Here is a 24,560-nt window from a genome sequence, read left to right as displayed (position 1 = left end):
ATGTGGTGAAGCGATACCACAATAACGGTGCCACTACGGTTTCGTAGTGGCGCTAAATCAGCTAGTAAGTAACCGGAAATTTATAATCTGGCCGAATGGCTACTGGATTGCTCTACTGAACAGAGCTATAGATAACCTCGTGGATGCGTCGGCGAAGTTTAGTCGTATTGATAGTATTGTTGCCGGCTGTCGGGTAGATACGATTCGAGAGGAATACGAAAATCAACTCCTGATCGGGGTCAACCCAAACTACATTACCTGTAAAACCAGTGTGACCGAACGAACGGGGCGATACCTGCGGAGCCATGTAGACACTGCTTGGACTTTCGGGGTTCGGTTTGTCCCAGCCTAGGGCCCGGTGGCTCCGATTGCTCAGCGTTTGCGTAAAATAAGGCACCGTCATGGGTTGAAGGATTCGCTGTTCACCGTATTCGCCTTTCTGAAGATTCATTTGCAGTAGCGTAGCAATTTCCCGGGCGTTGCCAAATAAACCCGCATGGCCTGAAATACCGCCCTGCACGGCCGCCATCTGATCATGAACCGTGCCGACCAGGAGTTGATTGCGGTAATACGTATCTTGCTCGGTTGGTGCACACTGCGGATTGGCCAGGCGCTGGAGGGGCGTGAAGCCGAGTTGATGCAGACCGAGGGGCTTGTAAACGTGTTCGGTCACAAACTTGTCCAGAGGCTGTTTGCTGACACGCTCCACAATCTTCTGAAGCATCAGGAAGTTCAGATCACTGTACACATACGCTGGTTTGCCCGATTCGTCGGTCTTGCGTGACATTGGCGAGTGCACGACCCATTTCCAGACCGAATCTTTCAGCGCGGGAACAGCCCAGAGAGTCGGTGCAATCTGAAGCGTGTGCAGGCTGTCGGGCGTCGGGTTATAGTACTCTGCCTTTAAACCTCCGCCCGATGTCCGGGTGCGGTCCCAGGTGGTGGGGTAGAAAGAAACCATACCCGACTGGTGCCAGAGCAAATCCTGAATAACAATGTTTTGTTTGTTCGTACCCCGTAATTCGGGTAAGTAAGACGACGCTTTCTGGCTGAGGTCGATCTGCTTGTGGTCGTATAAGACCATGACCGACTGCAGGGTCGCCAGCACTTTCGTGAGCGAAGCCAGATCATACAGCGTTTCGTCAGTTACTTTAGTGGCTCCCGGCGAATAGGTTAAGGCCCCAAAGTTTTTGCTGTACACCACTTTTCCTTTACGGGCCACCAGAACCTGGCAGCCCGGCACTACTCGATCTTTTACCGCACCCTGAACAATACCGTCGATTTTAGCCAAAACCGCTGACTTCATGCCAACGCTTTCCGGCGAGCCTATTGATAGCCGACCTTCTGGGGAGAGATTCAGACCAAGGCCAACTTTCAAATCGCCAATCGACACGGGCAGCATACCTCGCGCGCCCAGACCACCGAACAAGACCTGCGGCACGACCCGCTGCATATCGTCAAGCTCCTGGTAAGCGCAGATCAACGCATCTGCCGCCGAAAACTGCGGCAGGCTGTAAGGCGATCCAAAAGCCGCAACGATAACTTTCGTGCCCCGTTGCTTCAGCCGGTTAATCAGATCAATGGATGCTTTGGTAATGCCGTATTTGCGCGAAGCAGATTCGCTCATGCGGTGGAAACTCATCACCACTGTATTGGCATCACCAATCTGAGCGAGCATGTTGTTCAGATCGACTTCCGAGACTGGCTTCTCCGGATACGCCAGCGTTTGGAAAGGAGCGTACTGATTCAACGTTTTCTGAAATACATTGCCCGGCTCGGCCCCAATGGCTACAGAAGCCAGTCGCAACGTATCGAGCCGTTTGAAAGGCAATAGATCATTCGCGTTGCTGGCTATCGTTACCGACTGTTCGCACAACTCCTGCTTGAGTAGCTGAGCTTCGGGCGAATTCAGATCCGCGGCCAGACCGCTTAAATTGATTGGTTTGTATTTGTTCAGACCCGCCCAGTACTTGGCCCGAAGAATTTTCTTAACTTTTTCGTCGACAAACTCCTGTGAAATAACCCCTTGCTGAATGGCATTGAGAATGTTAACGGTTGCTTCCCGAACGTTTTCTGGATACAACAGAATATCGTTACCGGCCATTAAGGCACGAAGGTTAACATCCATCGCCTTCGGCGACCGGCTGATACCACCCATGTTGAGCGCATCGGTGAAGACCAGTCCCCGGAAGCCAAGCTCTTTTTTGAGTAGCTCCGTTACAATTTTCTCGGAGAGCGTAGCGGCCAGGGCGGGCGTGTTGTCGATAACCGGTACGTGCAGGTGACCCGTAACGATGCCCATTAAACTGTCAGCAATCAGCTTGCGGAACGGATATAAGTCAATCTCGCGCATCTGCTCCGGCGAGCGGCTAACGGTAGGCAGCGTATGATGCGAATCGGCATTGGTATCGCCGTGACCAGGAAAGTGTTTTGCCGTAGCAATAACGTGAGTCTGTTGTAAGCCGCGCATGTAAGCCGAAGCCTTTAGCGCTACGTTCTCTTTTGATTCGCCAAACGAGCGCACGCCGATAACGGGGTTCGCCGGATTACTATTGATATCGGAAACCGGGGCAAAGTTGATGTGAATACCCAACCGCTGGCACTGCCGACCAATTTCGGCCCCCATACGATAGATCAGGTCATTGTCACGAATGGCACCGAGCGCCATCTGCTTCGGAAAATCCATGGCACTGTCGAGCCGCATGCCCAATCCCCACTCCCCGTCGATACCGATCAGCAGCGGAATTTTAGAGGCAGCCTGATACCGGTTTGTCAGGATAGCCTGCCGGTAGGGGCCACCCTGAAAGAAGATAAGGCCACCAATGTGATTGGTTTGAATGAGGTGATCAATGTATTGGTAATGATTTTCGTGTCGGTTGGAAAAGGTGGCCACCATAAAGAACTGACCAACTTTCTGCTCAGGCGTTAACGTATTAAAAACGCTGTCGACCCACTGGCGACCACTGTCAGGCAGGGTAAAAACTTCGACGGGACGAGCTGCGGCTCCTGGTACGTACGTCGGGACTTCTACCCGTGCAGGACGTTCAACAGAACGTTTTGCGACAGCCTTTGAGGCCGAATGAGAAATACGCGCCCAGATGGAGCGACCCGGTTTTGTTAAGCCAAACGCAGTTAATAAACTGACAGATAAGCAGCCAATTAATAGGAATGGCCTTACTACATTACTACGCATGGGTACTTAAGAGGTAAAAAAGGTACAGTCAGCTATCGGTGGTTTTCGACAAACCATAAAAGTAGCCATTGCCTGTTTAAATCCATAACTTGTACTAGAATAGTCAAAGTTTTTAACGAAAAAATAAAGTTTTATCGTTCTGAAAACTGATTAACTATTCCTTAAAAGAAATGAATTGGCGCCGTTTGACGCCTTAAGAACCTGACTAAAAGCTGATTGTTAGATAGTAATTAAGTCTATAAGTTTAATGACCTAATTAGAATAGGCTACCTATCGCTTTCAATAAACTGTACCAATTACTGCTAACAAGTTGGGCATGAGCTAACGTAGCGAAGCTATACTCCGTGGCATAACTGAAAATCCGGCCTTAAAGCAGAGGGAAGCGGCATTTGGGAGAATACAGAAACTGAGCGAAATCACCGCTTAAGGCACGTAGTATAGAGAAAACGCAACGGGGGAGAACCGCGTCAAAAGGCGAAAAGTGCCTGATCAAAAGCCGGGAGCGGACAGGTACAGGAAAGTGAAAGAAGCGAGTACAGCCGGGATACGGCAACTTAGCGAATAGAAGGTAATTCAGCAGGGACAGCAACGGAGGAGACTACTGCTACCATGCGCTCGTATGGCCCAAGAGTTGGGACATTTAACTCGAACGTAATGAAGTTGGCTTAGTATGCTTGCGTCGAGCGCATCCGTACCAGGGCCTGCACGAAGCGTTTACTCAGCGTACTCTTGCTAAGTTCAACCGTTGGCTGCCAGCATACCGTAGCCGTCGATCTGGTTTTCGTAATGGCCATCGACGCTTTGGCTTTCATCTGCTTACGGGCTGCGAATACGTTGTGGGGGTGCCCCATGCTCATTGCCTGTCCGCTCAGCCCCAGTACTAAAATTCCGATGATTAAGGATGTTTTCATGACCTTACTTTTAAACTTACAACGCAAAGTTATAGGTTTTGTTTGGTATCTTGCAATACATAGTACTAAAATTTCTTAAAAATTATTAGAGCTAGTAAAGGGCAAGTGGATTTTCCAGTGCGATGACGGATAAATGCCACTTGTCCCCTATTGACTGCGTTAATTTTAGTCGACAACCACGCGCCGTACCGCTCCGTCTTCGTTCTGCGTTACAGTAATGAAGTAAGTGCCCTGCGACTTTTTGCCCAGATCAATCTGGCCAACAAACTCGCCCGAGAAATCTTTGATGTCACGCCGGGCCACTTCTTTGCCTTTGGTGTTCGTGACAACAATGGTTATGTCGCCTTTGGCTGGGGCCGTGAACCGGATATTAAGCTGGTTTTGATCCGGATTATTCGGGTAAGCGTCCAGGCCCCGGATGGTGGAGGGCTTCGCGTTAAGGTTGCGGGACCAATCCTCGAACGGACGGGCCAACTGCCGGTCCAAGTCTCTGGGCACCTGAAACCGAAACCGGTTGAGCCGGTCGGCCAGCGAATCGGTACCCCGACGGAATTCATAACTCCAGTTCTGATTATTCCATTCGGTTAGTGGGCCACGGTGAACGTATACGTCGCCGGGGAGCCGCCGTTTTCCTAAGTTAAGCCGTTCTCGTGTTACGACCCGGTCGCCATTGGTATCATCGATGATGATTGTCATCTGGTGCTTACGGGTATCTTTACGAGCTGCCTTCAACGAGTCGACTAGTTTCGTAACCAGTTTATCGCGCTCCGAGTCGGTCATGCTATCCACGCGATACGTACGTTCGATTTCACGCACCTCATCACCGTTACGTTCGATAATGTGAACGTTTATTTCTTTTCCCGGTGCTTTAGGCGAGCCAGAACCTGACTTTTGCGCAACGGCTATTCCGCTCAAAGCACCCGTAAGTAACAGGGCCGGAACGAACCGGTGCCATACGAAAACTGTTTTTTTCATGGGACAAAACATTATCAGACGAAGGAACGAGAAGTTGATAAAACGGTTGATGTCAGGGTTGTTAAAGTTTGTTAAAGGCCCAATGAGTGGCCGCCGTGGTTCGTACTTTTACTGACAGCCTAAGCCGTTTTTCATAATAGATTAGTGAAATTGAGCGAAGGTTGCATGAGCGGGTAAAAAAATGTCTAAACAACGCATACAGTGGATTGTCGCGCTAATGGCGGTTGGGCTGCTGGGTTTGGTAGGCTTACAGTTGTACTGGATTAGCAGTGCGCTGCAATTGCAGAAAGAGCAGTTCGCTTATAAAGTGACGGATGCCTTACAGGAGGTTGTCCGGACGCTGGAGCGTCAGGAAATCGTTTACCTGACCAAGCAGCGGGTGCAGGCGCGCGAACAGCAAAATCGGCTGATGGCTATTGCCAAGAAAGAAACGAAATCAACGCTTAAATCGTCGTCCCGCCCCCCGGTTACCCGGACTCAGCCCAAACCTAAAGAACCGATTGATGCCCTGGCCTCGGCCCGGCAGGTAATGATTCCGGGTACGACCCCGGCCGGAGCGGTTGTGGTGCAGTCCGACGTTTTGCATCCGGTAGTAAAACCATTGTCGCCCGAACAGATGATGGTCGTAGAGGAGTTTTTCCGGCAGCAGGAGGAGCTCATGGCTGTGGGCGACTGGCAAACGCAGCTGGTGCAGCAACAGCAGTTCGATCAGTGGGTAGAGCGGGTGATGACGAGTGAGTTGAACCACATCAACAACCAGGTGGCGCAGTCGGCCCGCCGGAAAGATTCAACCATGCGCATGGCCAAAAGTAAACTTCGTCGGTTTGTACAACAGCAGAAAGTACAGCAGGCCGACGTAGTGAAAGCCGCCGACTCAGTACCGATTAGTCGTCCGGCGAGTCTAAGCCAGCATCGGGCCGAAGAGCAGTCGCACATGATTAAAGACGTGCTTAAAGGGTTGTTGTTATCGGATCGGCCGATCGAAGATCGGGTGAACCGATTGGCGCTCGATACGTTGCTTCGGCAGGCGCTGGTGGAGCGGGGCATTACGATTCCGTTCGCGTATGGTGTTCGTACGCGGTTGCGCCCTCAGTTTTTGTTTACGTCGATGGGGTCTGAATTCCGGCAGTTCGAGGATAAAGGGTACAAGGCCGCTCTATTCCCCAACAATCTGCTCGAAACCGGCAACTACGTGTATGTCTATTTTCCCTCGCAGGAGGAATTTATTCTGAGTCGGCTGGGCTTTATGTCGGGTGCTTCGGTTGTGCTGATTCTCGTTATTCTGGCTTGTTTTTACATTGCCATCAGTACCATTCTCCGACAGAAAAAGCTGGCCGATATTAAGAACGACTTTATCAACAACATGACCCACGAGTTTAAAACGCCGATTTCTACCATCTCCCTGGCGGTTGAAATGGCGCAGGAACAGTTGCGGTCGGACACGGCCGCTACGTCGCCCGAACCAGCGCGGCTAACCCGTTACATGGGAATTATCCGAGATGAGACCCGGCGGTTGGGTTCGCACGTAGAGAAAGTGTTGCAGATGGCCTTGCTCGATCGGGGCGAGATAAAGCTGAAATTATCGCCCGTGAATGTTCACGACGTTATCGAGAAAGTCTTGAACAACATTGGTATTCAGATTGAACAGCGCGAAGGGGAAGTCGATCTGGATTTTGAGGCTGACAACGAGGTGGTGGAAGCCGATGAGATTCACCTGACTAATATTCTGTATAATCTGCTCGACAACGCCATCAAGTATTCGCCCGAACATCCGCACATTACTATTCAAACGCGCAGTTTGCCCGAAGGCATCAGCATCACCGTTGCGGATCAGGGACTGGGCATGACCAAAGAACAGATCAGCCGAATCTTTGAGAAGTTTTACCGCGTACCGACCGGTAACCGGCACGATGTTAAAGGGTTCGGTTTAGGGTTGAGCTACGTAAAGAAAATGGTTGACGAGCACCACGGGCAGATTCAGGTTGAGAGCCAGCCCGGCAAAGGCAGCTCGTTCGAGATAATCTTACCTTATACAAATAGCGAAAGAGCGAAAGAGTGAACGCCTTGTTTGCGTCAGCCTATTCGCTCTTTCGCTCATTCACTCGTTCATGTTATGCCTAAAATCTTACTTGTTGAAGACGACCCGAACCTCGGCCTGCTGGTACAGGAGTACCTGACCCTGAAAGGGTATGAAACCGACCGGGCTACCGACGGGAATCAGGGGTTGCAGCAGTTTATGGCGAACCCGTATGACCTGTGCATCTTCGACGTAATGATGCCGAAGAAAGATGGATTCACCCTGGCCAAAGAAGTACGTATGGCGGGTCGCGATGTGCCGATCATTTTTCTGACGGCCAAATCCATGCAGGAAGATACCATTCAGGGCTTCAAAGTGGGTGCCGACGACTACATCACGAAGCCATTTAGCATGGAAGAACTGCTGCTTCGGATCCAGGCCATACTACGTCGTTATCAGCGAACGAACGACAGCATGGAGCCGACTACGTATCAGATTGGCTCGTTCGCCTTCGATTACCCCCATCAGTTGCTCGTTCACCAGAATGACACGGGCGAAGCGCAGTCGCAGAAGCTGACCAGCAAAGAATCAGAATTGCTGAAGCTGCTGGCCCAGAACCTCAACCAACCCGTTAGCCGAAGTTTTGCCTTAAAAATGGTGTGGGGTGATGACTCCTATTTTAACGCCCGCAGCATGGACGTATACGTAACGAAACTACGCAAATACCTCAGGCCGGATGAAACCGTTCAACTGGTGAATGTGCACGGCGAAGGATTTAAACTCATCGTTTAGGAACAGACAATCCGTATCGGGCGTTAGCTTGGTTACTGGGTAACGTAGCAGAAGACCGTTCAGGACTTTACTTTGTCATCCCTTGCAAGCCTGGGATGTCAAAAGGTTCTATTCGTATCCTGAATATCTTCTTCAGAATACGGTACCCATCACTCAATTGCAGAACGCTTAATTGTCTTTACGATGAATCTCATTCGCCGTCCGCGCCGGAATCGCCAATCGGCCGCCATCCGCGATATGGTGCAGGAAACGCGCCTGTTACCCAGCGATTTTATTCTTCCCCTGTTTGTCATGGCAGGTCAGAACGTCCGCTCCGAAGTAGCTTCCATGCCGGGTATCCATCGGCTGTCGACGGATCTGTTGCTGGACGAAGTGCAGGAATGCCTGGATCTGGGGATTCGCACATTCGATTTGTTCCCGAACATTGCCGAGTCGAAGAAAGATAAGTACGCCACTGAGAGCTATAATCCTGATGGCCTGTACCTACAAACCGTTCGGGCCGTTAAAGACCGGTTTCCCGAGGCTGTGATCATGACCGACGTAGCAATGGACCCGTATAGCTCCGACGGGCATGACGGTATTGTTGAAGATGGTAAGATTCTGAACGATCCAACGCTGGAAGTGCTCGGTAAAATGGCCCTGGCGCAGGCGCAGGCCGGCGCTAATATCGTCGGGCCTTCCGATATGATGGACGGCCGCGTGGGCTACATTCGGCAGGTGCTCGACGAAGGCGGTTTTCACGACGTAGCGATCATGGCTTACACGGCTAAGTACGCCAGTGCTTTCTATGGACCATTCCGCGATGCGCTCGACTCGGCCCCAAAATTTGGGGATAAGAAAACGTACCAGATGAATCCGGCCAACAGCCGCGAAGCGCTGATCGAAGCGCAGCTCGACTACGCCGAGGGAGCCGATTTTCTGATGGTAAAACCAGCCCTAGCTTATCTCGATATCATCAAACTGCTGAACGACAATTTCGACCTGCCCATTGCGGCCTATAACGTTAGCGGAGAATACGCCATGATTAAGGCCGCTGCTAAAATGGGTTGGCTGGATGGCGAACGCGCCATGATGGAATCGCTGATGAGCATCAAACGAGCCGGTGCCAAAATCATTCTAACTTATTTCGCCAAAGAAGCCGCCCGGATTTTATGAGCAGACTTTTAATACGTAACGCCCGGCTCGTGAACGAAGGACGTATCGTCGAAACGGATGTGTTAACCGAAGGCGGCTTTATTGCCCAGATCGGCACAGGCTTGTCTGATCAGAACGCTGACGTAGTGATTGACGCTGACGGGCAGTATCTGTTACCCGGTGTAATCGACGATCAGGTACATTTCCGGGAGCCGGGTCTGACGCACAAGGCCACTATCCATTCTGAATCGCGGGCGGGGGTGGCCGGGGGCGTTACTACGTTCATGGAGATGCCCAATACCGTTCCGAACGCCTTAACGCAGGCGCTTCTGGCCGATAAGTACGCCATTGCTGCGCAAACGTCGCTGGCGAACTACTCGTTTTTCATGGGCGCATCGAACAACAATCTCGATGAGGTGCTACGTACCGACCCTCGTACGGTTTGCGGCATCAAGGTCTTTATGGGCTCGTCTACGGGTAATATGCTCGTTGATAATGAGCACGTACTCGCCGAGTTGTTTCGGGAAGCGCCCATGCTTATTGCCACGCACTGCGAAGATGAAGCGACCATCCGGGCGAATACCGAGCGGTACAAGGCGGAGTATGGTGAACAAGCCGGGCCACGTCAGGCCAGTGCGAATTTGCACCCTCTTATCCGGAATGAAGAAGCCTGTTTACTATCATCGTCAATGGCGGTAGAGCTGGCTCGTCAGCACAATACGCGCCTGCACATTCTACATATCTCCACGGCGGATGAGTTACCGTTGTTCAACAATGACAAGCTGCTGACCGAAAAGCGCATTACGTCGGAAGTGTGTGTACATCACCTGTGGTTCGACAGTCGCGATTACGACCGGCTCGGCAATCTGATTAAATGTAACCCGGCTATTAAGGCTCCGCACCACAAAGAAGCGTTACTGGCTGCTTTGCTCGATGATCGGTTAGACATTATCGCCACCGACCACGCACCGCACACCTGGGACGAAAAACAGCAATCGTACTGGCAGGCACCATCGGGCTTACCGTTGGTACAGCATCCGCTGCTGATGATGCTCGACTTTGTGAAGCAGGGTAAGCTGTCTATCGAAACGGTTGTCCGGAAGATGTGTCATGCACCGGCCGACTGTTTCCAGATTGACCGCCGGGGTTACGTTCGGGAAGGGTATTGGGCCGACCTGGTCCTGGTCGATGCAAACGCGCCGACTCAGGTATCTAAAGAAAACATCCTGTACCAGTGCGGGTGGTCGCCGATAGAAGGCCATACGTTTGGGGTTACGGTCACGCACACCATTGTTTCGGGCGAGCTGGTGTATCAGAACGGCAGCTTCCGCACCGACCGTGCGGGCGAACGACTCACCTTTACCCGATAAAGCGCGTGAATTTTTTGCCGAAAATGCTTGCATAAGCCAAACTGGGCGCCGTATCTTTGCAATCCCAATACACGGGAAAGTGTTGCCACAATGGAATTGCCGAAGTGGTGAAATTGGTAGACACGCACGTTTCAGGGGCGTGTGTCTTTACGGACATGCGAGTTCGAGTCTCGCCTTCGGCACAGTTATTAGCCGCAATCAATTGTAAATCAGTTGGTTGCGGCTTTTTGTTTGTAGGGCGGGGACGGAATCGGGGACGGATACATTCGATTGATTTTATATTGTATGAAACGACTTTTCCGAACTTGGTTATGGGTATGTTTGATCGTAGCTGTCAGCCAGTGTAAGCAGGGCGATGCACCTGCCCCACAATCGACTGTTCCAACTCGGGACGATAACTTGGCGCTGGGTAATCCAGACGGAGCCAGAGCCAGCGAATCCAGCCCTAATGCTTACCTCATCACCCGGCCGACCTATAGCCTATCTTACAATCAATCGACAGGTATAGCCAATTGGTGCAGCTGGCATCTATCAGCCGCCTGGAAAGGATCGGCTTCGCGCTACGCGGGTAACTTCATTCCGGATCAGTCCTTACCTTCTGGATGGTATCAGGCTCGGCATGCGGACTACACTAATACTGGTTTTGACCGTGGCCACCTTTGCCCGTCCGATGATCGAGACAGCACAGCCGAAGAAAACCGGACTACGTTTATCCTAACCAACATCGTCCCCCAGGCACCTCAGCACAACCGGCAAGCGTGGCGTCTATTAGAAGAGTACTGTCGTAGCCTAGTTGCTCAAGGCAATGAGCTTTACATCATTGCAGGTACATCAGGCAAAGGTGGGGAGGGTGACAACGGGAAAACCAGCAGTATAGCTAATGGCAAGTTAACGGTTCCTGCTGCGCTGTGGAAGGTGATTGTGGTGTTGCCGGTGGGATCGGACGATGTAAACCGAATAAACGCTCAGACGCGGGTTATTGCGGTTTGGATGCCCAATACTAGTGCAGGGGGGAAACAATCTTGGGGGAATTACCGAGTCAGCGTAGACGAAGTAGAGAAGCAAACTGGATATAACTTGCTATCAAAAGTACCAGAAGGTTTGCAACAAGTTGTTGAGGCAAAAATTGATCAAACGTTGCTCTAAATTTGATAGCGCTATATAAGGTTAATTATTCCTATAAAACGATGAAGCCAGTAGTAGAGATAGTGATTGTAGAGGGCATTACCCGCGAGTTTAGTGCTCAACTAAACGGCCCCAATTTCTTTAGTGAAATCAAACGCCTATACGATGAGGAAAAATCCTTCGACATGAGTAGACTTGACAGACACATTATTAAATACCAAAACCTAAAGCCCTCGACTGCACCGCAGGCCCGAACCGGAACATACGCTTACGTTTTTGATACGCGGGCAGAAATAGTAGCTTTTTATGAATTACTAGGCGGCTAATTTCGCTGATAAATTCTTTGATTAGTAGCCGCTTACGGGAGGTCATCATTATATCTACTGTAATTCGACAACGTATGCCAACGGCTACTATTCCCGACGAACTTCCTTTATCAGACTTAGATTGGGGTCGCTTTGTTCCGCTTATTGGAAAGGCTAACGCAGCTTTAGCCCGATACGATGGTATCTTACAAAGCATACTAAATACTAACATCCTTCTATCCCCTCTTACAACTCAAGAAGCAGTTCTATCGTCTCAGATTGAGGGCACACAGGCTACTTTGGAAGAAGTGTTACGTTATTATGCCGATTCTCATCTTAAGGTTGACAACGTAGAAGACATGCGGGAGGTCGTCAATTATCGAAAAACCCTACGGCACGTAAATATGCGGCTAACAGAGGATAATTTTCCACTTTCCTTATGTCTAATCCGAGAAATGCATACACTGCTTTTGAGCAGTGTATGTGGTCAACACCGCGCTACGTTTCGACACCGTGTCGCCTGCTTAGGCCAGTGAAGTATGTTTCTCAAAACTGAGTATCGATGAGAAATATATTTCACTGGCCTAAGCAGGCGACAACTCATCACTCCCTTTGTTGATGTGGTTGCCATTGGATGCTTTAAACATTTAATTATTTGGATGCAAAAGCGTAACTTTAAGGATAAGCACAACAGCACAATACACCTCGATACCCGACACCTCGGACACGAACTACTGGCAGCTTAAGAACGTAAGTACTGAACCCAAAAGCAAAACCTTTGTGCCTATCAACAAAGACTTACACCAGGCCTTAATCATTGAGGCCAGAGAGCAGAATAGCCAGGCCCGCAACAGAGCAAGGCTACAAGAGCAGATTACTCGCAGCAAAAAGCGGTAGGGATCACCAGGCGAAGTAAGTGGGTGTAATGGTGGTTGTCCGCCCCTCGGTTACATGCAACTTTTCTTTTGGGTCTGGCTTATACTGCTCTCTGAGTATCTTCAATACAATCTGCTCAAACTCATACTTAATTGCATCTGAAAGAAAAAATGCCCTTAGGGGGCCATGCTGGACAGGGGCAGATAAGACAATCTCTTTTAAAAATATAGTCTGTGGATTTACCGGGTTGCCTTCGTTTATTTGAACATACCACCGCTCCACGGGGTGGCTTCGTATGCCTCGAATTACTAGCCTGAAAACCTCCGTTTCAGATTTGTCTTTATACGGAATGGTATAGATATAAGTACCCCTCATTATATCATTGACCAGTCCAATACCGCACTGTCGATATTTTAAAAGCTTCTTGGATTTGTTATCAGACTTGGACGGAAAAAGGGTGTGAATGATGCCAGTACCTTTGTAGGTTAGTAATCTGTATTCCACTAGGTCGCCGTTCCTGTGTACATGACCACCCATATAAAAATCAAAGTCATCCGGTCGCTTGTTCAACTCAGGGCGTAAATTCTCTGGCTTATAAATAGATCCTGCAATTGTGATGTAATCATACGGAGCCACGCCAAAACGGATTTCTGAAGAATTTTCCAATTCGTCTTTATCTTCCCTCCAGACCTGCCGTCCAAATCGGTGCCTATGTTCGATGTGTTGCAAGCCAGTCGACTCATTGCCATTTACCATAATGAGCCCTTTGGTTGCTAACACTCTAAAAATAGAGGTTTTACCTCCGATCGGATTCATAAGGTTTGGCATCAACCAGTCCGGCTTTTTAGCCTCTTCTAAAACTTGCAGGATTTCATCTTGAGTAAGCAGATCTTGATGCATAAAGCTAATCGTTTACGATTGAACCAAGGACTTACGTTGTTCGGAGTCGAATGTCACAAGGGATAATCGCCCATTTGTGAGCACTAATTAAGGATGTCTGCTTACGTCACTGATTCCATCAAAAGTTATTTCACCAATAACCGGCTCGAGGATGTGAGTAATATCCTGTGTAAGCCCTTGAGTTCGTATAGGTGCAAAGACCCTTATTTCTGTATCAGGGAAAGCTTCTGAGAGACGTAACACACAGGCAAAAGATGTTCTTCCCTTGGTTAGAACATCATCTATTACCGTTATATGCTTTGGGGTGATTACTTCCACTTTTTTCACAGCTAGGCTGTTGTATTGCTCTTCGACTGTTGGTCTATGGCCTTGTGGAGAATTTGAAGACTTATTTATTGCGCGAGCTCGATAGAGATAAGGCATAACTATTTTGGCGAGACCGGCTTTGACAAGTTCAGTAGCAATCAATTGGGACGACCACAGCCCATTTGCTACTAAAAGAGAACTACTTGGCGCAGGAACAAGTACAACGTCATCACCAAAGAAGTCATTAAAGATATCTGACCCCTCATATAAGCCCTTGAGGTAATTCGCAAATTTCTCCAATGTTTCTGCACTTCCATTTTTAAATCTGTAGCAAGTATCTCTCGAGCGTTTTGACACATCAGTAGTTCCTCTTGGCGAATAATTGGCTACCGTCGCATACTTAACCGGGGAAATCTGCGTAGCGTTCTTCATTGGCTATGCCAGATGGTATAGTATAAAATAAATCATCAAAGCTCTCCTTCGATAGCAACTGAGCGCCATACTTTATCATTTCCTCAGCCCACGAAAGCTTTCCTTCTGTAACAAGATTTTCTAATAGATACAGAGGCCTTCCAAGTCTTAATGCTTCCCACCCCTGGTGAACAGTTCCACTCTTCTCAGAGGCCTCAATGACGATCGTTGCATGACTTATCAAGGCCATAGTCCGGTTACGGATCGGGAAATTTTTTGGCTGATAAGAAGTATACGACGGAAACTGAGAGATAACTAACTGCTCATTAGCCAATCGATTAAAGAGCTCTTGGTTGGATTTTGGATAAGGTTTGCTCAAAGGAGTCCCCAGAACGGCTATTGTTCTACCGTTATAGTTTAATGCGGTTTGATGAGCAACCGTATCAATTCCTTCGGCAAGACCGCTTACAATGGTAATACCATTTTCAACCAACCGCTTTGAAACAATCATTGCCCTTCTTATTCCATTGAGCGTAGGCTTTCTGGTTCCGACTACAGATACACGGCCCCCTTTTCTTAACAAGTCAAGGTTGCCAGAATAATAAGCTTTGATTGGCGCATGTTTCTTTTCAAATTCATTCAAAACCCCAATCGTGTCGGGAATTGAAAAAAAAGGAAATTCTTCATTTTCTGGTAGGTCTTTCCTATTCATAAAGTCTCTCCCGGTTGATGTTAGGCAAAGTGTAACTTTTTATATTTTCAATCAAGCTAAAGGATAATCTACATGCAGAGAAGGCAGCAGGCATTCAAACAGAGTCAAGATGTAAAGCTTGTAGCACCCTATAAATACCATTTACAAGACAGGTTCCTTCTGAATGCGCTGAATAATACGCATAACCTGGGTAGCCTGGAACTCGCAACCCATTGAAGTACGGAAACCTGCCCGGTTCAACTCAGTTGCTATCTGCGTATAGTTCTTGCCCGCCCTCAGCATCATATTCACCATATAGGAGGCCCGGCGGTTGTTCTCGTTCAGGGCTGCCCGGCGTGCATTACCCTCAACACCTTTTGCCTGAGCAGTGGGCGTCAGGTTCTCGGGTTTGCCCAGCTGCGCGCCCTGCTCTTTCTTGGCAGCTAATGCTGCCTTGGTTCGTGAACTGATCAGTTCGCGCTCATGCTGTGCCAAGGTAGCAAATATGCTAATAGTGAGTGTATTGGCATCGGGCATATCAACGCATTGAAAGTTAACGCCTGAATCCCTCAAGGTAAAGATAAACGAAGCGTTGCGGCTTAGCCGGTCGAGCTTGGCAATGACTAGCACAGCGCCTTCTTTCTTGGCCCTCTCAATGGCTGCGGCTAGCTGCTCACGCTGGTTCTTCTTTCCAGATTCGACCTCGGTATACTCGGCAACGATAACCCCTTTCACGAAGTTAACCACGGCCGAGCGCTGGGCCTCCAGACCTAAACCGGATTCGCCTTGTGCTCTGGTGGATACCCGGTAATAGACTACATATTTGGCAGGACTTACGGTGGCCAGTGCTGAGGTTGATTTCTTAGCCATTGAAAGTGTTACCAAACTCTAGCTTTAATTAAGAGAGACATTACAGTCTTTAAATTATAAAGCGGATCAACTTGAACAAAGCCAATTCCAGATATACCTTCAATATGCTGCTGTACTGTGATAACGTGAGGGTTGGTATTACTGGCCCGGTCATGCCAACTTATAACAATCCTATACTGAGAAGTTTGCTCTTGCTCGCCCTTATCGCTTTTTTCCTTTAAAAAAAATTCAATCAAAACAAATCTCCCCTCAGCATTAATTGGACTTGTAATACTCAAATTCTCAAGCTGGAAATCATTATACTGTGAATTGCGTCTTTTTAGATCTGGATCAATGCCCAACAAGGCGAAAGCGATGGACTTAGCGTCTGCCTCACTGGGCAATACTGGATCAGGGGAAAAGTTTTTTTGCTGCATTTCAGTCAAATTTTACACTCGTTGAACGTCCGTTTAACGAGTGTAAAGATACCATGTACATGGTATGAACACAAATAAAATGTTGTACTTCTCAACATTTTTTTACTATCTTTAGCAGACCAAAATACTAAGCTAATGGCTAAGGAAAACAGCCACTTACACATTTTACTAAGCCCAAAGCTAAAACAGCAGTTTGAGGCTATCTGTGATGAGAGCGAAATTAGCATGTCAAACAAGGTGCGCGAAATGATTGCCAATTTGGTCAGGAATCACAACCGGCAAACCGGCAAAGGATCAAAGGTAGAGGTATAATCGACTGTAAATCAGAATTGTAGCTGCTGATGTTAGCGTATGACACTCGAAAGCTAAGAAAGCCAAGGCCATTCAACAGTCTGAGCCCGTTGCTCTCTGTTCAATTGTTTTTCTTAAAGCCGTGTCCGAGTGGTTGAAGGAGCACAGCCCATCCGATGTAGTATGCGTACAGTCGACGTGGATTTGAATCATTTATTAAGCCGCCTTACACCGCTACCGGTAATCCACCAGTAGCGGTGCTTTTATGTTAAAGTTGCAACATATATAACAAAAGTATATTATAGCAGTTCTTTGCTCTACGTGACCGGGACCGCTATGCTTGACGAACGCGATAAAATCAAAGTAGGTGACGTTTTTAAGGTCGTCGCCAAGACTAAATACAACATTCCCTTATTTTCTCATCACGTAGCGGCTGGCTTTCCTAGTCCCGCTGAAACGCACATTCAGAAGGTCTGCGACTTGAATGAATTGTGCGTTTACAACAAGGACGATACCTACTTTTTCATAGTTGGTTCAGACTCCATGATTGGCGACCGGATTGAGCCGGGTGATATGCTGATTGTCGATAACAACTATACAGCCAGGGAAATTATTGATGGTAGAGTCGTATTGGTTCGCCTAGGTACTGACTTTACGGTGAAGCGAATCGAGTACGTCAAAGACGACCTGGTCAAACTGGTACCTTCCAATCCTAAGTACAAGCCAATCTATGTGCGTGAAGGCGAAGACGCGGAGGTGATAGGCATCGTTACCCATAGTTTGCTTAAGTTTTTCTAATCATGCTAGCTCTTGTCGATTGCAACAACTTTTACGTAAGCTGTGAGCGTATCTTTAGGCCAGACCTGGAAGGAAAGGAGATTGTTGTGCTTTCCAATAATGACGGGTGCGTGGTGGCCAGGAGCAACGAAGCTAAGGCACTCGGCATCAAGATGGGGCAGCCTTTCTTTCAGTTGGAAGAGCTACGCAGCCAGCACGAGATCATATTCTTTTCGAGCAATTACGCTCTGTACGCTGACATTTCTTCAAGAATTCATAACAAGCTAGCCGCCTTTGCCCCTACGGAGGTGTACAGCATTGATGAGGCTTTTTTAGACTTGTACGGCTGTGAGCACCTCTACCCGGACTTACTGGAAACAGGGCGGGAAATCAAAAGGACGATTAAGCGCTGTCAGCGGGTGCCGGTCAGTGTAGGCATTGCACCGACTAAAACGCTTTGCAAAGTGGCCAATTGGTACGCTAAACGGCAACCCCAGCACGAAGGGGTACTGATGCTGGATACGGGTGATAAGATAGCGGATGCCTTACAGGATTTTGCCATTGATGATCTGTGGGGCATTGGCTGGCGCTACGCGGCAATGCTCAGGCGCAACAAGATCAAGACCGCTGCTCAGTTCAGAGATTTGCCCGACGACTGGCTCAGCCAGCACCTGACCGTGAACGGGCTTCGATTGGCCTATGAACTTCGCGGGGTGCCCTGCAAACTGCTGGAGATTACCCCACCGGCCAAGAAAGCCATCTGCACCGCGCCTAGCTTTGGAGAACTAGTGGCCGACAAGAAAACCATCGGTGAAGCGCTCACGACCCACATTGCCAGAGCCTGCGAGAAGTTACGTAAGCAGAACTCGGCTGCGGGTATGCTCACCGTGTTTTTGCATACGAACCGCTTTAAGCGTTCTTACAATGGCGAACTGGCCAAGCAGTACTATAACAGCCGGGCGGTGGAATTGCCTCATCCGACGGCCAGCACGGCCGAGATAACCCGCTACGCCCTGGCCGCGCTGGATTCAATTTATAAGTTTGGCTACGACTATCAGAAAGTAGGCGTGAGGCTGACGGATCTGATGCCCGCCGATTTTGAGCAGCCATCGCTGTTCACCGACCTGCCCGATCAACGGTTAAGCAAGCTGTTCAAGACCGTTGATCAGCTCAACCAGCGCTTTGGCCGTGATCGGGTACGGCTGGCCAACCAGGGCTTCAGTAGGCACTGGCACATGAAGCAGCGCTTTCTTTCTCCTTGCTATACCACCAACTGGAAGGATATCCGAGTGGTGCATTAACACCAAACAACTTATACGATGAACAGTGACGTTGACTTTCTAAAAGCCGAGGGCTTAATTCGCTTCATGCTTTACACCGACATCAACCGCAGGCGGGCAACTCAACTCGGCCCTGACATCTGGACTGATTACGAAACCGTCTACGGTGGTCGTTACAGCTATAAGTCCAGACTCGAACTATGCTTCCTTGATATAAATCCTAAACCGAAAACGTACGTGGTAGCGATGCTGCCGTATATCCGCCATATTGAGCATCCAGACCGTCCCGGTGTAGAGGTACCTATCCGAACCGTTTACCTAGTTAGTGAGACGCTGTGGCCGTTCTTTGAGCCGGTGACGGATGAGAATTTGACCACGGCAATACTGCCCCTATAACTACAAAAAGCCCCAACTGCATGGCAGCTAGGGCTTAGGTAATCTACCGTAACATACCAAAGATTGGTACGCTGTTGTGCCCAAAGGTAGGTCTTTTGCTGACAAAAACGAAGCTCAAGCTAAACAGCCGATAAGATTGAGTAAGTTTGAGCTATGAATGAGCGCGAAGTACTAGAGCAGCTGCAAGTTGACTTTATTAATCTAGGCTGGGACGATTCAAAACCTGCAAGGCCACTTGAAAGCTTAAGCCTGTTTAACAAACTTCATAACGGGCTTGCTCTTGCCCTTAACGATACGACCCGCGCTGAACAGCTTAGTCGTGCTATTATTGATGAAGCCAGACAGGCCGGTCAGGATCAGCAGTGGGTGGCTAGAGAGTTAACTTTTGAGATCACCCTTGCCCTCGCCCCTGAAGATCGCCAGCAAGTGGCCAAGGCTTTTTTGGATTCAGGCAAGGGCAGTGATCAGGGGTTGGATTTGTATCTACAGCGGATAAAACGGCAGGTATGAGCAGTAGTCTGTACCATGCTTACCAGAATACAAGTACTGTAAGCAGGTACATAATGACTCAATAACACCTACGATTTGAAATCGGAACTGTCATACCTTACTAACTGGCCGTTCGTCAATTTTGATGAGACTGATTATCAGATACATAAAAAGCCAAAACCAATCCGGCCAAAGCTTTATGATGCCCATAATATTCTTTTCAAAAAGTAAGACCTGTATCTTACGTCTTGGTCATAAAAAGAAACCCGATCACTACCTGCGCCGGGCTCTTGAGCATTTGATCAGTTCTATTCGATGAGGTAGAGGTAGTATAAACCGCGACAGATCGCCTTTGTTGGTGCGTATGAATATAAAGTAGGAGGAAAGCCTGGTCGCTATGCAGCCGGGCTTTTTTATTGAGTATTACTTATCTAGTTTACTTTTTACTACTTTTCTACGTATGATTGTAGCAGACTATCCCTAAAAATATGAAAGGAATATTATCCACACTACTGAGTCTAATTTTGCTTGCTGCCAATGCTCAGAATAAAGTTGAAGGCCTTGGTCCGTTTAAGATTGGCCAGACAACGATTACGATTATTGATGACTTAGCAAAAGAGATGCGCACTAAGATTCAAATAATTGACTCCAGAAACCGCTTCAAGGCCGCTTCTGGAAAGTTGTATGAAATCGTTAACAACCCGAAGAATCCTGATGAATCACCCTCAGACGCCAAACTATGCAGCAAGGCAAGGGTGTTTATGGTTGGCAGTTATAAAGTAGCGGATATAAAACTAGAGCATATCATTTTAACCTTTCTCAATGACAAGCTGATCTATTTACGATGCGATGGTTCTAACACACTTGACGATGCCTTTGATGTAAAATATGGCAAATCGAAGCTGGAAGCTGAACAAAAGCCATCTGCAAACTGTGGTGGATTGGAAAAGACTTATACTAGAAAGTGGGGCAATGAAGATATTTCCGCAACTAGCTATTTTGCATCTTCTAGGTCCTACAATTGTTCCGAGTTTTTATACTATTCGTTTTCGATTGGCTCTGAGGATTGGCTTTTTGAATTGAGGATGTGCAATGAAGAAGCGGAAGAGAAAAATCGAGCAGAAAAAAAGAAGAAGCTTAATGACTTATAACTCAATTCTATACATCTCCATTAGCTTAAGTATACTTTATATCCTTAGTGACCCGGCTTGTATTCGTTACCGCTACGACAATATTGATTTGGGCCTGCTGTGGTTTATTAAATTGGCGACAGGTATTGTTGGCTTGATAGCTGCTATATGCTTACCGCTTCACTACATGTCAATTTATGCACTGATTACATGGTTTATAAACTTATAATAGCAGTTAGTACATTTTGTTAAATTAGTCTAATCTTGCAAACTGATTTTTTAAGGTTGAGCGATAGATTTAGCTGTTGAAAAGGCTTTAGTTCGTTAGTAGTTTAATTGTTTCTTTCCCAAGGCAAGATAATGCCCTTTGCTCTAACAAATTCTTTAAAGCTTTCTTCGGCTGAAAACCCAAAGCTATTTGTTATAATTCTATTGTTTAAAAGGTTTACTTCAACCGAATCTGAACAATCCTTTATATATTCTCTAATTTCCTTTGTGATCTGGCGTTGATATTCGGCTAGCCAGCCTTCAAATGCGTTTTTAACACTTTGATGAATTTCAATTGGCGTAGAATTTTGATCTTCTGATCCAATGAATCGCTTGACGAAGTTATCGACAAAATCCATAATCAGTAGAAAAGATTCTTTTTCATAACTGTCTAGCCATTCAATATAGCTCTCACCTTTACGTATTCTGGATTGGGCTGGTGACAAGTAAGTGTCTTCGCAAGAACGTTTTATTGCGTCATAATGAAGTGTCAATTTCTTAATAAAATTCTCGTCAAAATTCATACTTAAACTTCTTCCACCTACATGTAAAGGTTTTTCGAAGAAGGAAATAGCAAAGTTAGGATACACACCAAAATCAAAATAAGGCTCGGCTTGACTCCCATCATAGCTTTTTAAGTTGTCCATATAGCAAACGCCTATATTAATGCCTAGGCCAATTTGACGCATAATAGCTTGTAGGTTTTCAGTAAAAACAATATTGCCTTCATAAGTTAAGCTTTGAGAGCTATTAAAAAGAAAGATACGTTCAACTTGAACTTTATTCAAAAACATACTTCGGTTCCAAGCTAGGTACTCTTCACCCCGCTTTCGCCAGAAATAAAGATCGTCGTGGCTGACGGCCTTAAATTCACTGATGTCTTGAGGGTTATCTGGCATGTAGAGAAGGATTTTATCAATTAGCTCACCTGCTGCATATAAAGTCCGATTATGGTTGGAGGCTAGTAAAGTGACTACATTACTGTAAAAGCTTAGCTTTTCTCGTATAGCTTTCCAGATGAAAGTACGTTGGGCTAAGCGTTTTGCTTCATCTTCAGAATACAATTTTTGGTCTTTCTGCCTATTAGACGATAGCATATTACTTCGTAAAATTTTTTCCTGTTGATCAAACCAAACTTCAAAATTTACCAAACTATCAACCATGTTTTCGATCGGTTCATAATATTGATCACTCAGCCCGGCTATTTGCTGGTAAAAGCTCCGTTTGCGAGAATAACTCACTAGCATCATAATTAATAAGAAAATAGAACCCAAAAGGAAGAATGGATAACTACCTACATAGGTGAGAATATGAATTAACATCAGTGTCTCAGCTGTAAATTCGGCCTTTGGAATAGATTCTTTAAAAAGCGGAATAGTTAATAAATAAACTACAATAACTATTCCTAGTAAGGATAGAGTAAACCGGTTGAGCCGACTTTTGGTAATCAAATGTTTAAAAACTACCACTCGACTATAAGGCATATCTTGATGCTTACTTCTTTTCATTAAGCCTTCTTCAAGTGTTAATCCTTTTATATCGTATGTATTAATTAATGAAAATAATCGGTCGAGAATCTGATATATGCCAATAAAGAGAATAACTAAGAATAGAATAATCAATACCCAATAGTCATACCTGATATAATAGACATTGGGCTTTGGTGAAAGGACTGAGGTAGATAGTGAAGTAGTTGATGTAGGAGATTGAGTTAAAACGTTAACTGGTGAAACTAATGTAGTAGATGCTGACCTAGTTGATACTGGAGCAGAAACAGATTGGTTTTGGGCCGCTACCTGTTGCCTTACCTTGTTATGTTGAGATAGATAAATTGAAATCACCCACATCGAAATACCAATCGTGAAAAGGAGTAGTGAAAATAAGGATGCATACAGCCGTTTTTCACCAACAAAGCGTTGACGTTCTCCATAAACGAAAATTATGATCAATCCGCAAATAAGTATAGTAGCAAAGTTGATGGTGCTAAGCGAATCCTCTAAAAATGGAGGAGCATTATTCTTACGAAATGAGTCGCTAAGTAATGGCAAAGCACCAAAGATGGTGAGTAAGATTCCTAACTGGTCTTCTACAAATGCCTTAAGTAGGGATTTATCGTCTTCTTTTTGCCGGTCAATACGGTCGCTATAATTCATTTGTGTGGTTTTGTTTACTCCTATGAGGCCAAAATGTAACTTATCGAATATGAGAATTATATAAAAGTTTTCATAAGTGCCGAAGCTACCGCTTAAGAGAATATGTTCATACGGGAAATTTCCCGTTTAACTGATTCTTTATGTCGTCAGGGATACGCCTTTCTAGACACCAAATTTTATTAGTTTAGCTAGCACCTAGGATTTGAAATCAGAACTGTCACCCGTAACCAATTAGCCGTTCATCAATTTTGATGAGCCTGATTATCAAGTACATAAAGAAGTCCTTGCTAATCTGGCAAGGACTTCTTTAGTATCTACGCTCTCTGTCAACAAATTAAATCCTTCTCTGGTTACTCCATCAACTCCAGCCGGTATTGGTCCGTATAGTAGCATGCCTCTTCCAGTAAGATAGGATCGTTATCAAAGACCACCAGGGAATTGCTAGGCTGAAGACCATTTGGCCCAACGGTAGCGGTAGTACGGCCGTATAGAACGAACTTATCAAGACCGTAACTATCGCATAGCTCTCTTAACTTACTGGCGAAATGCCGATCATCTGTGGAAACAATATTTTGGTTAGACATAAGATTGCAAGTTCTGTAGGTTCTTAGTGCCCCTAACGTCTGACTTAGAGCAAGCGTTAGGGCTTTTAAAAATGGTAGACGCTTATGGACTTTGCTATTCCAGTTATTTCTCTGCCTGTTCCTGGTTAGGAGCATCAATGTCTTTAAGGGAAAAGGTGTTACCAGACAGCTCGTTGATTGCGGCCAATATGCAGAATAGAATGTCCAGATGGGGAGCAAAGCGGCCAGAAAATAGACGGTTGATGCTAGTACGTTGGTAACCGGTTTTTGCGGCTAAAGCTTCCTGGGTAATTTTTAAGTCAGAAGCCAGTTTGCCAAGGTTCTTACACACCTGTCGAGACTGCTCTTTGGATAACTCTTTATATTCTTCGTTCATGGTTCGCTAGCGGTTTTATTAAACAGTAGTTGGCAAAATCCCCCACTACCTTAAGTGGGAGAAAAGACATTACTACACCTTGGTTTTGGGTGATTGATTTTGCTGATGAGCAAGACACAAGTTAAGAGCTAACTGTGTTGACATCTGATTGATCGTTTGAACCGTGTTGGCGTGGATACGGTAATGGTCAATCTCACTATCCGTTTCATTACGCCATTGCTCCATTAATCCCATTATCTTCTCGCGGTAACTATCCAAGGCGAATAGAAGAATCTGGAATTCTGACTCTCCCCACTCTTGAGCAATACTTGCTGAAACACGAAACTCAATTTCTACCTGCGAATTGTGTGCTGAATGTGACATAGGTCTGTGTGCTGAGATTATAGAGTTGCCACCTCTTTTCGTTTGACTATATCAAAGATAGTAACACTATTGTTACGTAACAATAATGTTACATTAAAAATATTTAAAATATATTAATCGGTATATTTTACCTGTAAGTGCTTGCCGATAAGAGCTTTTTAC

The 24,560-nt window shown here is 46.7% G+C and carries 23 protein-coding genes and 1 tRNA gene; 13 read left to right on the top strand and 11 right to left on the bottom strand.

Annotated features, from left to right (window positions below):
- Positions 1–112 precede the first annotated feature (112 nt).
- The 3 genes from ACYVBJ_RS00980 to ACYVBJ_RS00970 form a co-directional block, all read right to left on the bottom strand.
- Positions 113–3,193, bottom strand: coding sequence for a glycoside hydrolase family 3 N-terminal domain-containing protein (locus tag ACYVBJ_RS00980; protein ID WP_460980435.1), 3,081 nt, complete (start codon positions 3,191–3,193; stop codon positions 113–115).
- Positions 3,194–3,858: 665 nt separating this feature from the next.
- Complete coding sequence (locus tag ACYVBJ_RS00975) at positions 3,859–4,104, bottom strand: hypothetical protein (RefSeq protein ID WP_460980434.1); 246 nt, start codon at positions 4,102–4,104, stop codon at positions 3,859–3,861.
- Between the two features lie 165 nt (positions 4,105–4,269).
- Positions 4,270–5,079, bottom strand: a complete 810-nt coding sequence (locus tag ACYVBJ_RS00970) for a T9SS type A sorting domain-containing protein (RefSeq protein ID WP_460980433.1) — start codon at positions 5,077–5,079, stop codon at positions 4,270–4,272.
- Positions 5,080–5,260: 181 nt separating this feature from the next.
- On the opposite strand from ACYVBJ_RS00970, the gene ACYVBJ_RS00965 reads away from it, so the two are divergent.
- From ACYVBJ_RS00965 to ACYVBJ_RS00930, 8 genes are all read left to right on the top strand, one after another.
- Positions 5,261–7,138, top strand: a complete 1,878-nt coding sequence (locus ACYVBJ_RS00965) for a sensor histidine kinase (RefSeq protein ID WP_460980432.1) — start codon at positions 5,261–5,263, stop codon at positions 7,136–7,138.
- A gap of 54 nt (positions 7,139–7,192) precedes the next feature.
- Entirely contained in the window at positions 7,193–7,888 is a 696-nt protein-coding gene (locus ACYVBJ_RS00960; RefSeq protein ID WP_460980431.1) for a response regulator transcription factor, read from the top strand.
- 183 nt (positions 7,889–8,071) lie between these two features.
- A complete protein-coding gene (hemB, locus tag ACYVBJ_RS00955; protein ID WP_460980430.1) occupies positions 8,072–9,043 on the top strand; it encodes a porphobilinogen synthase in 972 nt (323 codons plus the stop codon).
- Complete coding sequence (locus ACYVBJ_RS00950) at positions 9,040–10,392, top strand: dihydroorotase (protein ID WP_460980429.1); 1,353 nt, start codon at positions 9,040–9,042, stop codon at positions 10,390–10,392. Before hemB ends, ACYVBJ_RS00950 begins: the two co-directional genes overlap by 4 nt.
- Before the next feature lie 98 nt (positions 10,393–10,490).
- A tRNA-Leu gene (locus ACYVBJ_RS00945) sits at positions 10,491–10,574 on the top strand.
- A gap of 103 nt (positions 10,575–10,677) precedes the next feature.
- On the top strand, positions 10,678–11,538 hold the full coding sequence (locus ACYVBJ_RS00940; protein ID WP_460980428.1) for a DNA/RNA non-specific endonuclease: 861 nt from the start codon (positions 10,678–10,680) through the stop codon (positions 11,536–11,538).
- Between the two features lie 41 nt (positions 11,539–11,579).
- Positions 11,580–11,843: a hypothetical protein gene (locus ACYVBJ_RS00935; protein ID WP_460980427.1), complete on the top strand. Its 264-nt coding sequence runs from the start codon at positions 11,580–11,582 to the stop codon at positions 11,841–11,843.
- A 74-nt stretch (positions 11,844–11,917) separates the two neighbouring features.
- On the top strand, positions 11,918–12,358 hold the full coding sequence (locus tag ACYVBJ_RS00930) for a Fic/DOC family N-terminal domain-containing protein (protein ID WP_460980426.1): 441 nt from the start codon (positions 11,918–11,920) through the stop codon (positions 12,356–12,358).
- Between the two features lie 364 nt (positions 12,359–12,722).
- On the opposite strand, the gene ACYVBJ_RS00925 is transcribed toward ACYVBJ_RS00930, so the two are convergent.
- The 5 genes from ACYVBJ_RS00925 to ACYVBJ_RS00905 all read right to left on the bottom strand — a co-directional run bounded on the left by ACYVBJ_RS00925 (position 12,723) and on the right by ACYVBJ_RS00905 (position 16,292).
- Positions 12,723–13,598, bottom strand: a complete 876-nt coding sequence (locus ACYVBJ_RS00925) for a hypothetical protein (RefSeq protein ID WP_460980425.1) — start codon at positions 13,596–13,598, stop codon at positions 12,723–12,725.
- A gap of 87 nt (positions 13,599–13,685) precedes the next feature.
- Entirely contained in the window at positions 13,686–14,336 is a 651-nt protein-coding gene (locus ACYVBJ_RS00920; RefSeq protein ID WP_460980424.1) for a hypothetical protein, read from the bottom strand.
- Positions 14,305–15,027: a DNA-processing protein DprA gene (locus ACYVBJ_RS00915; protein ID WP_460980423.1), complete on the bottom strand. Its 723-nt coding sequence runs from the start codon at positions 15,025–15,027 to the stop codon at positions 14,305–14,307. The genes ACYVBJ_RS00920 and ACYVBJ_RS00915 overlap by 32 nt, the downstream gene beginning before the upstream one ends.
- Positions 15,028–15,168: 141 nt before the next feature.
- On the bottom strand, positions 15,169–15,876 hold the full coding sequence (locus ACYVBJ_RS00910) for a recombinase family protein (RefSeq protein WP_460980422.1): 708 nt from the start codon (positions 15,874–15,876) through the stop codon (positions 15,169–15,171).
- 8 nt (positions 15,877–15,884) lie between these two features.
- A complete protein-coding gene (locus ACYVBJ_RS00905) occupies positions 15,885–16,292 on the bottom strand; it encodes a hypothetical protein (protein WP_460980421.1) in 408 nt (135 codons plus the stop codon).
- 627 nt (positions 16,293–16,919) lie between these two features.
- On the opposite strand from ACYVBJ_RS00905, the gene ACYVBJ_RS00900 reads away from it, so the two are divergent.
- The 5 genes from ACYVBJ_RS00900 (at position 16,920) to ACYVBJ_RS00880 (ending at position 20,676) form a co-directional block, all read left to right on the top strand.
- Positions 16,920–17,381 (top strand): LexA family protein, encoded by a 462-nt coding sequence (locus ACYVBJ_RS00900; RefSeq protein WP_460980420.1) that lies wholly within the window; start codon positions 16,920–16,922, stop codon positions 17,379–17,381.
- 2 nt (positions 17,382–17,383) lie between these two features.
- On the top strand, positions 17,384–18,661 hold the full coding sequence (locus ACYVBJ_RS00895) for a Y-family DNA polymerase (RefSeq protein WP_460980419.1): 1,278 nt from the start codon (positions 17,384–17,386) through the stop codon (positions 18,659–18,661).
- A gap of 18 nt (positions 18,662–18,679) precedes the next feature.
- The gene (locus tag ACYVBJ_RS00890; RefSeq protein WP_460980418.1) at positions 18,680–19,036 is read left to right on the top strand and encodes a hypothetical protein; all 357 of its coding nucleotides are present in this window, start codon (positions 18,680–18,682) and stop codon (positions 19,034–19,036) included.
- A gap of 153 nt (positions 19,037–19,189) precedes the next feature.
- Positions 19,190–19,546 carry a hypothetical protein gene (locus tag ACYVBJ_RS00885; protein WP_460980417.1) on the top strand — a complete coding sequence of 119 codons (357 nt, stop codon included), beginning with the start codon at positions 19,190–19,192 and terminating at the stop codon, positions 19,544–19,546.
- 467 nt (positions 19,547–20,013) lie between these two features.
- Positions 20,014–20,676: a hypothetical protein gene (locus ACYVBJ_RS00880; protein WP_460980416.1), complete on the top strand. Its 663-nt coding sequence runs from the start codon at positions 20,014–20,016 to the stop codon at positions 20,674–20,676.
- A 311-nt stretch (positions 20,677–20,987) separates the two neighbouring features.
- On the opposite strand, the gene ACYVBJ_RS00875 is transcribed toward ACYVBJ_RS00880, so the two are convergent.
- The 3 genes from ACYVBJ_RS00875 to ACYVBJ_RS00865 all read right to left on the bottom strand — a co-directional run bounded on the left by ACYVBJ_RS00875 (position 20,988) and on the right by ACYVBJ_RS00865 (position 24,398).
- A complete protein-coding gene (locus ACYVBJ_RS00875; RefSeq protein WP_460980415.1) occupies positions 20,988–23,075 on the bottom strand; it encodes a hypothetical protein in 2,088 nt (695 codons plus the stop codon).
- 687 nt (positions 23,076–23,762) lie between these two features.
- On the bottom strand, positions 23,763–24,035 hold the full coding sequence (locus tag ACYVBJ_RS00870) for a helix-turn-helix domain-containing protein (protein ID WP_460980414.1): 273 nt from the start codon (positions 24,033–24,035) through the stop codon (positions 23,763–23,765).
- A gap of 72 nt (positions 24,036–24,107) precedes the next feature.
- Positions 24,108–24,398, bottom strand: a complete 291-nt coding sequence (locus ACYVBJ_RS00865) for a hypothetical protein (RefSeq protein WP_460980413.1) — start codon at positions 24,396–24,398, stop codon at positions 24,108–24,110.
- Positions 24,399–24,560 lie beyond the last annotated feature (162 nt).

It is taken from the genome of Spirosoma fluminis (assembly GCF_054778895.1).
This window is presented reverse-complemented; position numbering and strand designations above follow the sequence as displayed.

Coding starts and splice junctions, on each gene's coding strand:
- ACYVBJ_RS00980 (WP_460980435.1), bottom strand. CDS start 3,193: ATGCGTAGTAATGTAGTAAGGCCATTCCTATTAATTGGCTGCTTATCT.
- ACYVBJ_RS00880 (WP_460980416.1), top strand. CDS start 20,014: ATGAAAGGAATATTATCCACACTACTGAGTCTAATTTTGCTTGCTGCC.
- ACYVBJ_RS00885 (WP_460980417.1), top strand. CDS start 19,190: ATGAATGAGCGCGAAGTACTAGAGCAGCTGCAAGTTGACTTTATTAAT.
- ACYVBJ_RS00905 (WP_460980421.1), bottom strand. CDS start 16,292: ATGCAGCAAAAAAACTTTTCCCCTGATCCAGTATTGCCCAGTGAGGCA.
- ACYVBJ_RS00925 (WP_460980425.1), bottom strand. CDS start 13,598: ATGCATCAAGATCTGCTTACTCAAGATGAAATCCTGCAAGTTTTAGAA.
- ACYVBJ_RS00910 (WP_460980422.1), bottom strand. CDS start 15,876: ATGGCTAAGAAATCAACCTCAGCACTGGCCACCGTAAGTCCTGCCAAA.
- ACYVBJ_RS00935 (WP_460980427.1), top strand. CDS start 11,580: ATGAAGCCAGTAGTAGAGATAGTGATTGTAGAGGGCATTACCCGCGAG.
- ACYVBJ_RS00970 (WP_460980433.1), bottom strand. CDS start 5,079: ATGAAAAAAACAGTTTTCGTATGGCACCGGTTCGTTCCGGCCCTGTTA.
- ACYVBJ_RS00965 (WP_460980432.1), top strand. CDS start 5,261: ATGTCTAAACAACGCATACAGTGGATTGTCGCGCTAATGGCGGTTGGG.
- hemB (WP_460980430.1), top strand. CDS start 8,072: ATGAATCTCATTCGCCGTCCGCGCCGGAATCGCCAATCGGCCGCCATC.
- ACYVBJ_RS00915 (WP_460980423.1), bottom strand. CDS start 15,027: ATGAATAGGAAAGACCTACCAGAAAATGAAGAATTTCCTTTTTTTTCA.
- ACYVBJ_RS00930 (WP_460980426.1), top strand. CDS start 11,918: ATGCCAACGGCTACTATTCCCGACGAACTTCCTTTATCAGACTTAGAT.
- ACYVBJ_RS00920 (WP_460980424.1), bottom strand. CDS start 14,336: ATGAAGAACGCTACGCAGATTTCCCCGGTTAAGTATGCGACGGTAGCC.
- ACYVBJ_RS00875 (WP_460980415.1), bottom strand. CDS start 23,075: ATGAATTATAGCGACCGTATTGACCGGCAAAAAGAAGACGATAAATCC.
- ACYVBJ_RS00900 (WP_460980420.1), top strand. CDS start 16,920: ATGCTTGACGAACGCGATAAAATCAAAGTAGGTGACGTTTTTAAGGTC.
- ACYVBJ_RS00950 (WP_460980429.1), top strand. CDS start 9,040: ATGAGCAGACTTTTAATACGTAACGCCCGGCTCGTGAACGAAGGACGT.
- ACYVBJ_RS00940 (WP_460980428.1), top strand. CDS start 10,678: ATGAAACGACTTTTCCGAACTTGGTTATGGGTATGTTTGATCGTAGCT.
- ACYVBJ_RS00870 (WP_460980414.1), bottom strand. CDS start 24,035: ATGAACGAAGAATATAAAGAGTTATCCAAAGAGCAGTCTCGACAGGTG.
- ACYVBJ_RS00895 (WP_460980419.1), top strand. CDS start 17,384: ATGCTAGCTCTTGTCGATTGCAACAACTTTTACGTAAGCTGTGAGCGT.
- ACYVBJ_RS00975 (WP_460980434.1), bottom strand. CDS start 4,104: ATGAAAACATCCTTAATCATCGGAATTTTAGTACTGGGGCTGAGCGGA.
- ACYVBJ_RS00865 (WP_460980413.1), bottom strand. CDS start 24,398: ATGTCACATTCAGCACACAATTCGCAGGTAGAAATTGAGTTTCGTGTT.
- ACYVBJ_RS00960 (WP_460980431.1), top strand. CDS start 7,193: ATGCCTAAAATCTTACTTGTTGAAGACGACCCGAACCTCGGCCTGCTG.
- ACYVBJ_RS00890 (WP_460980418.1), top strand. CDS start 18,680: ATGAACAGTGACGTTGACTTTCTAAAAGCCGAGGGCTTAATTCGCTTC.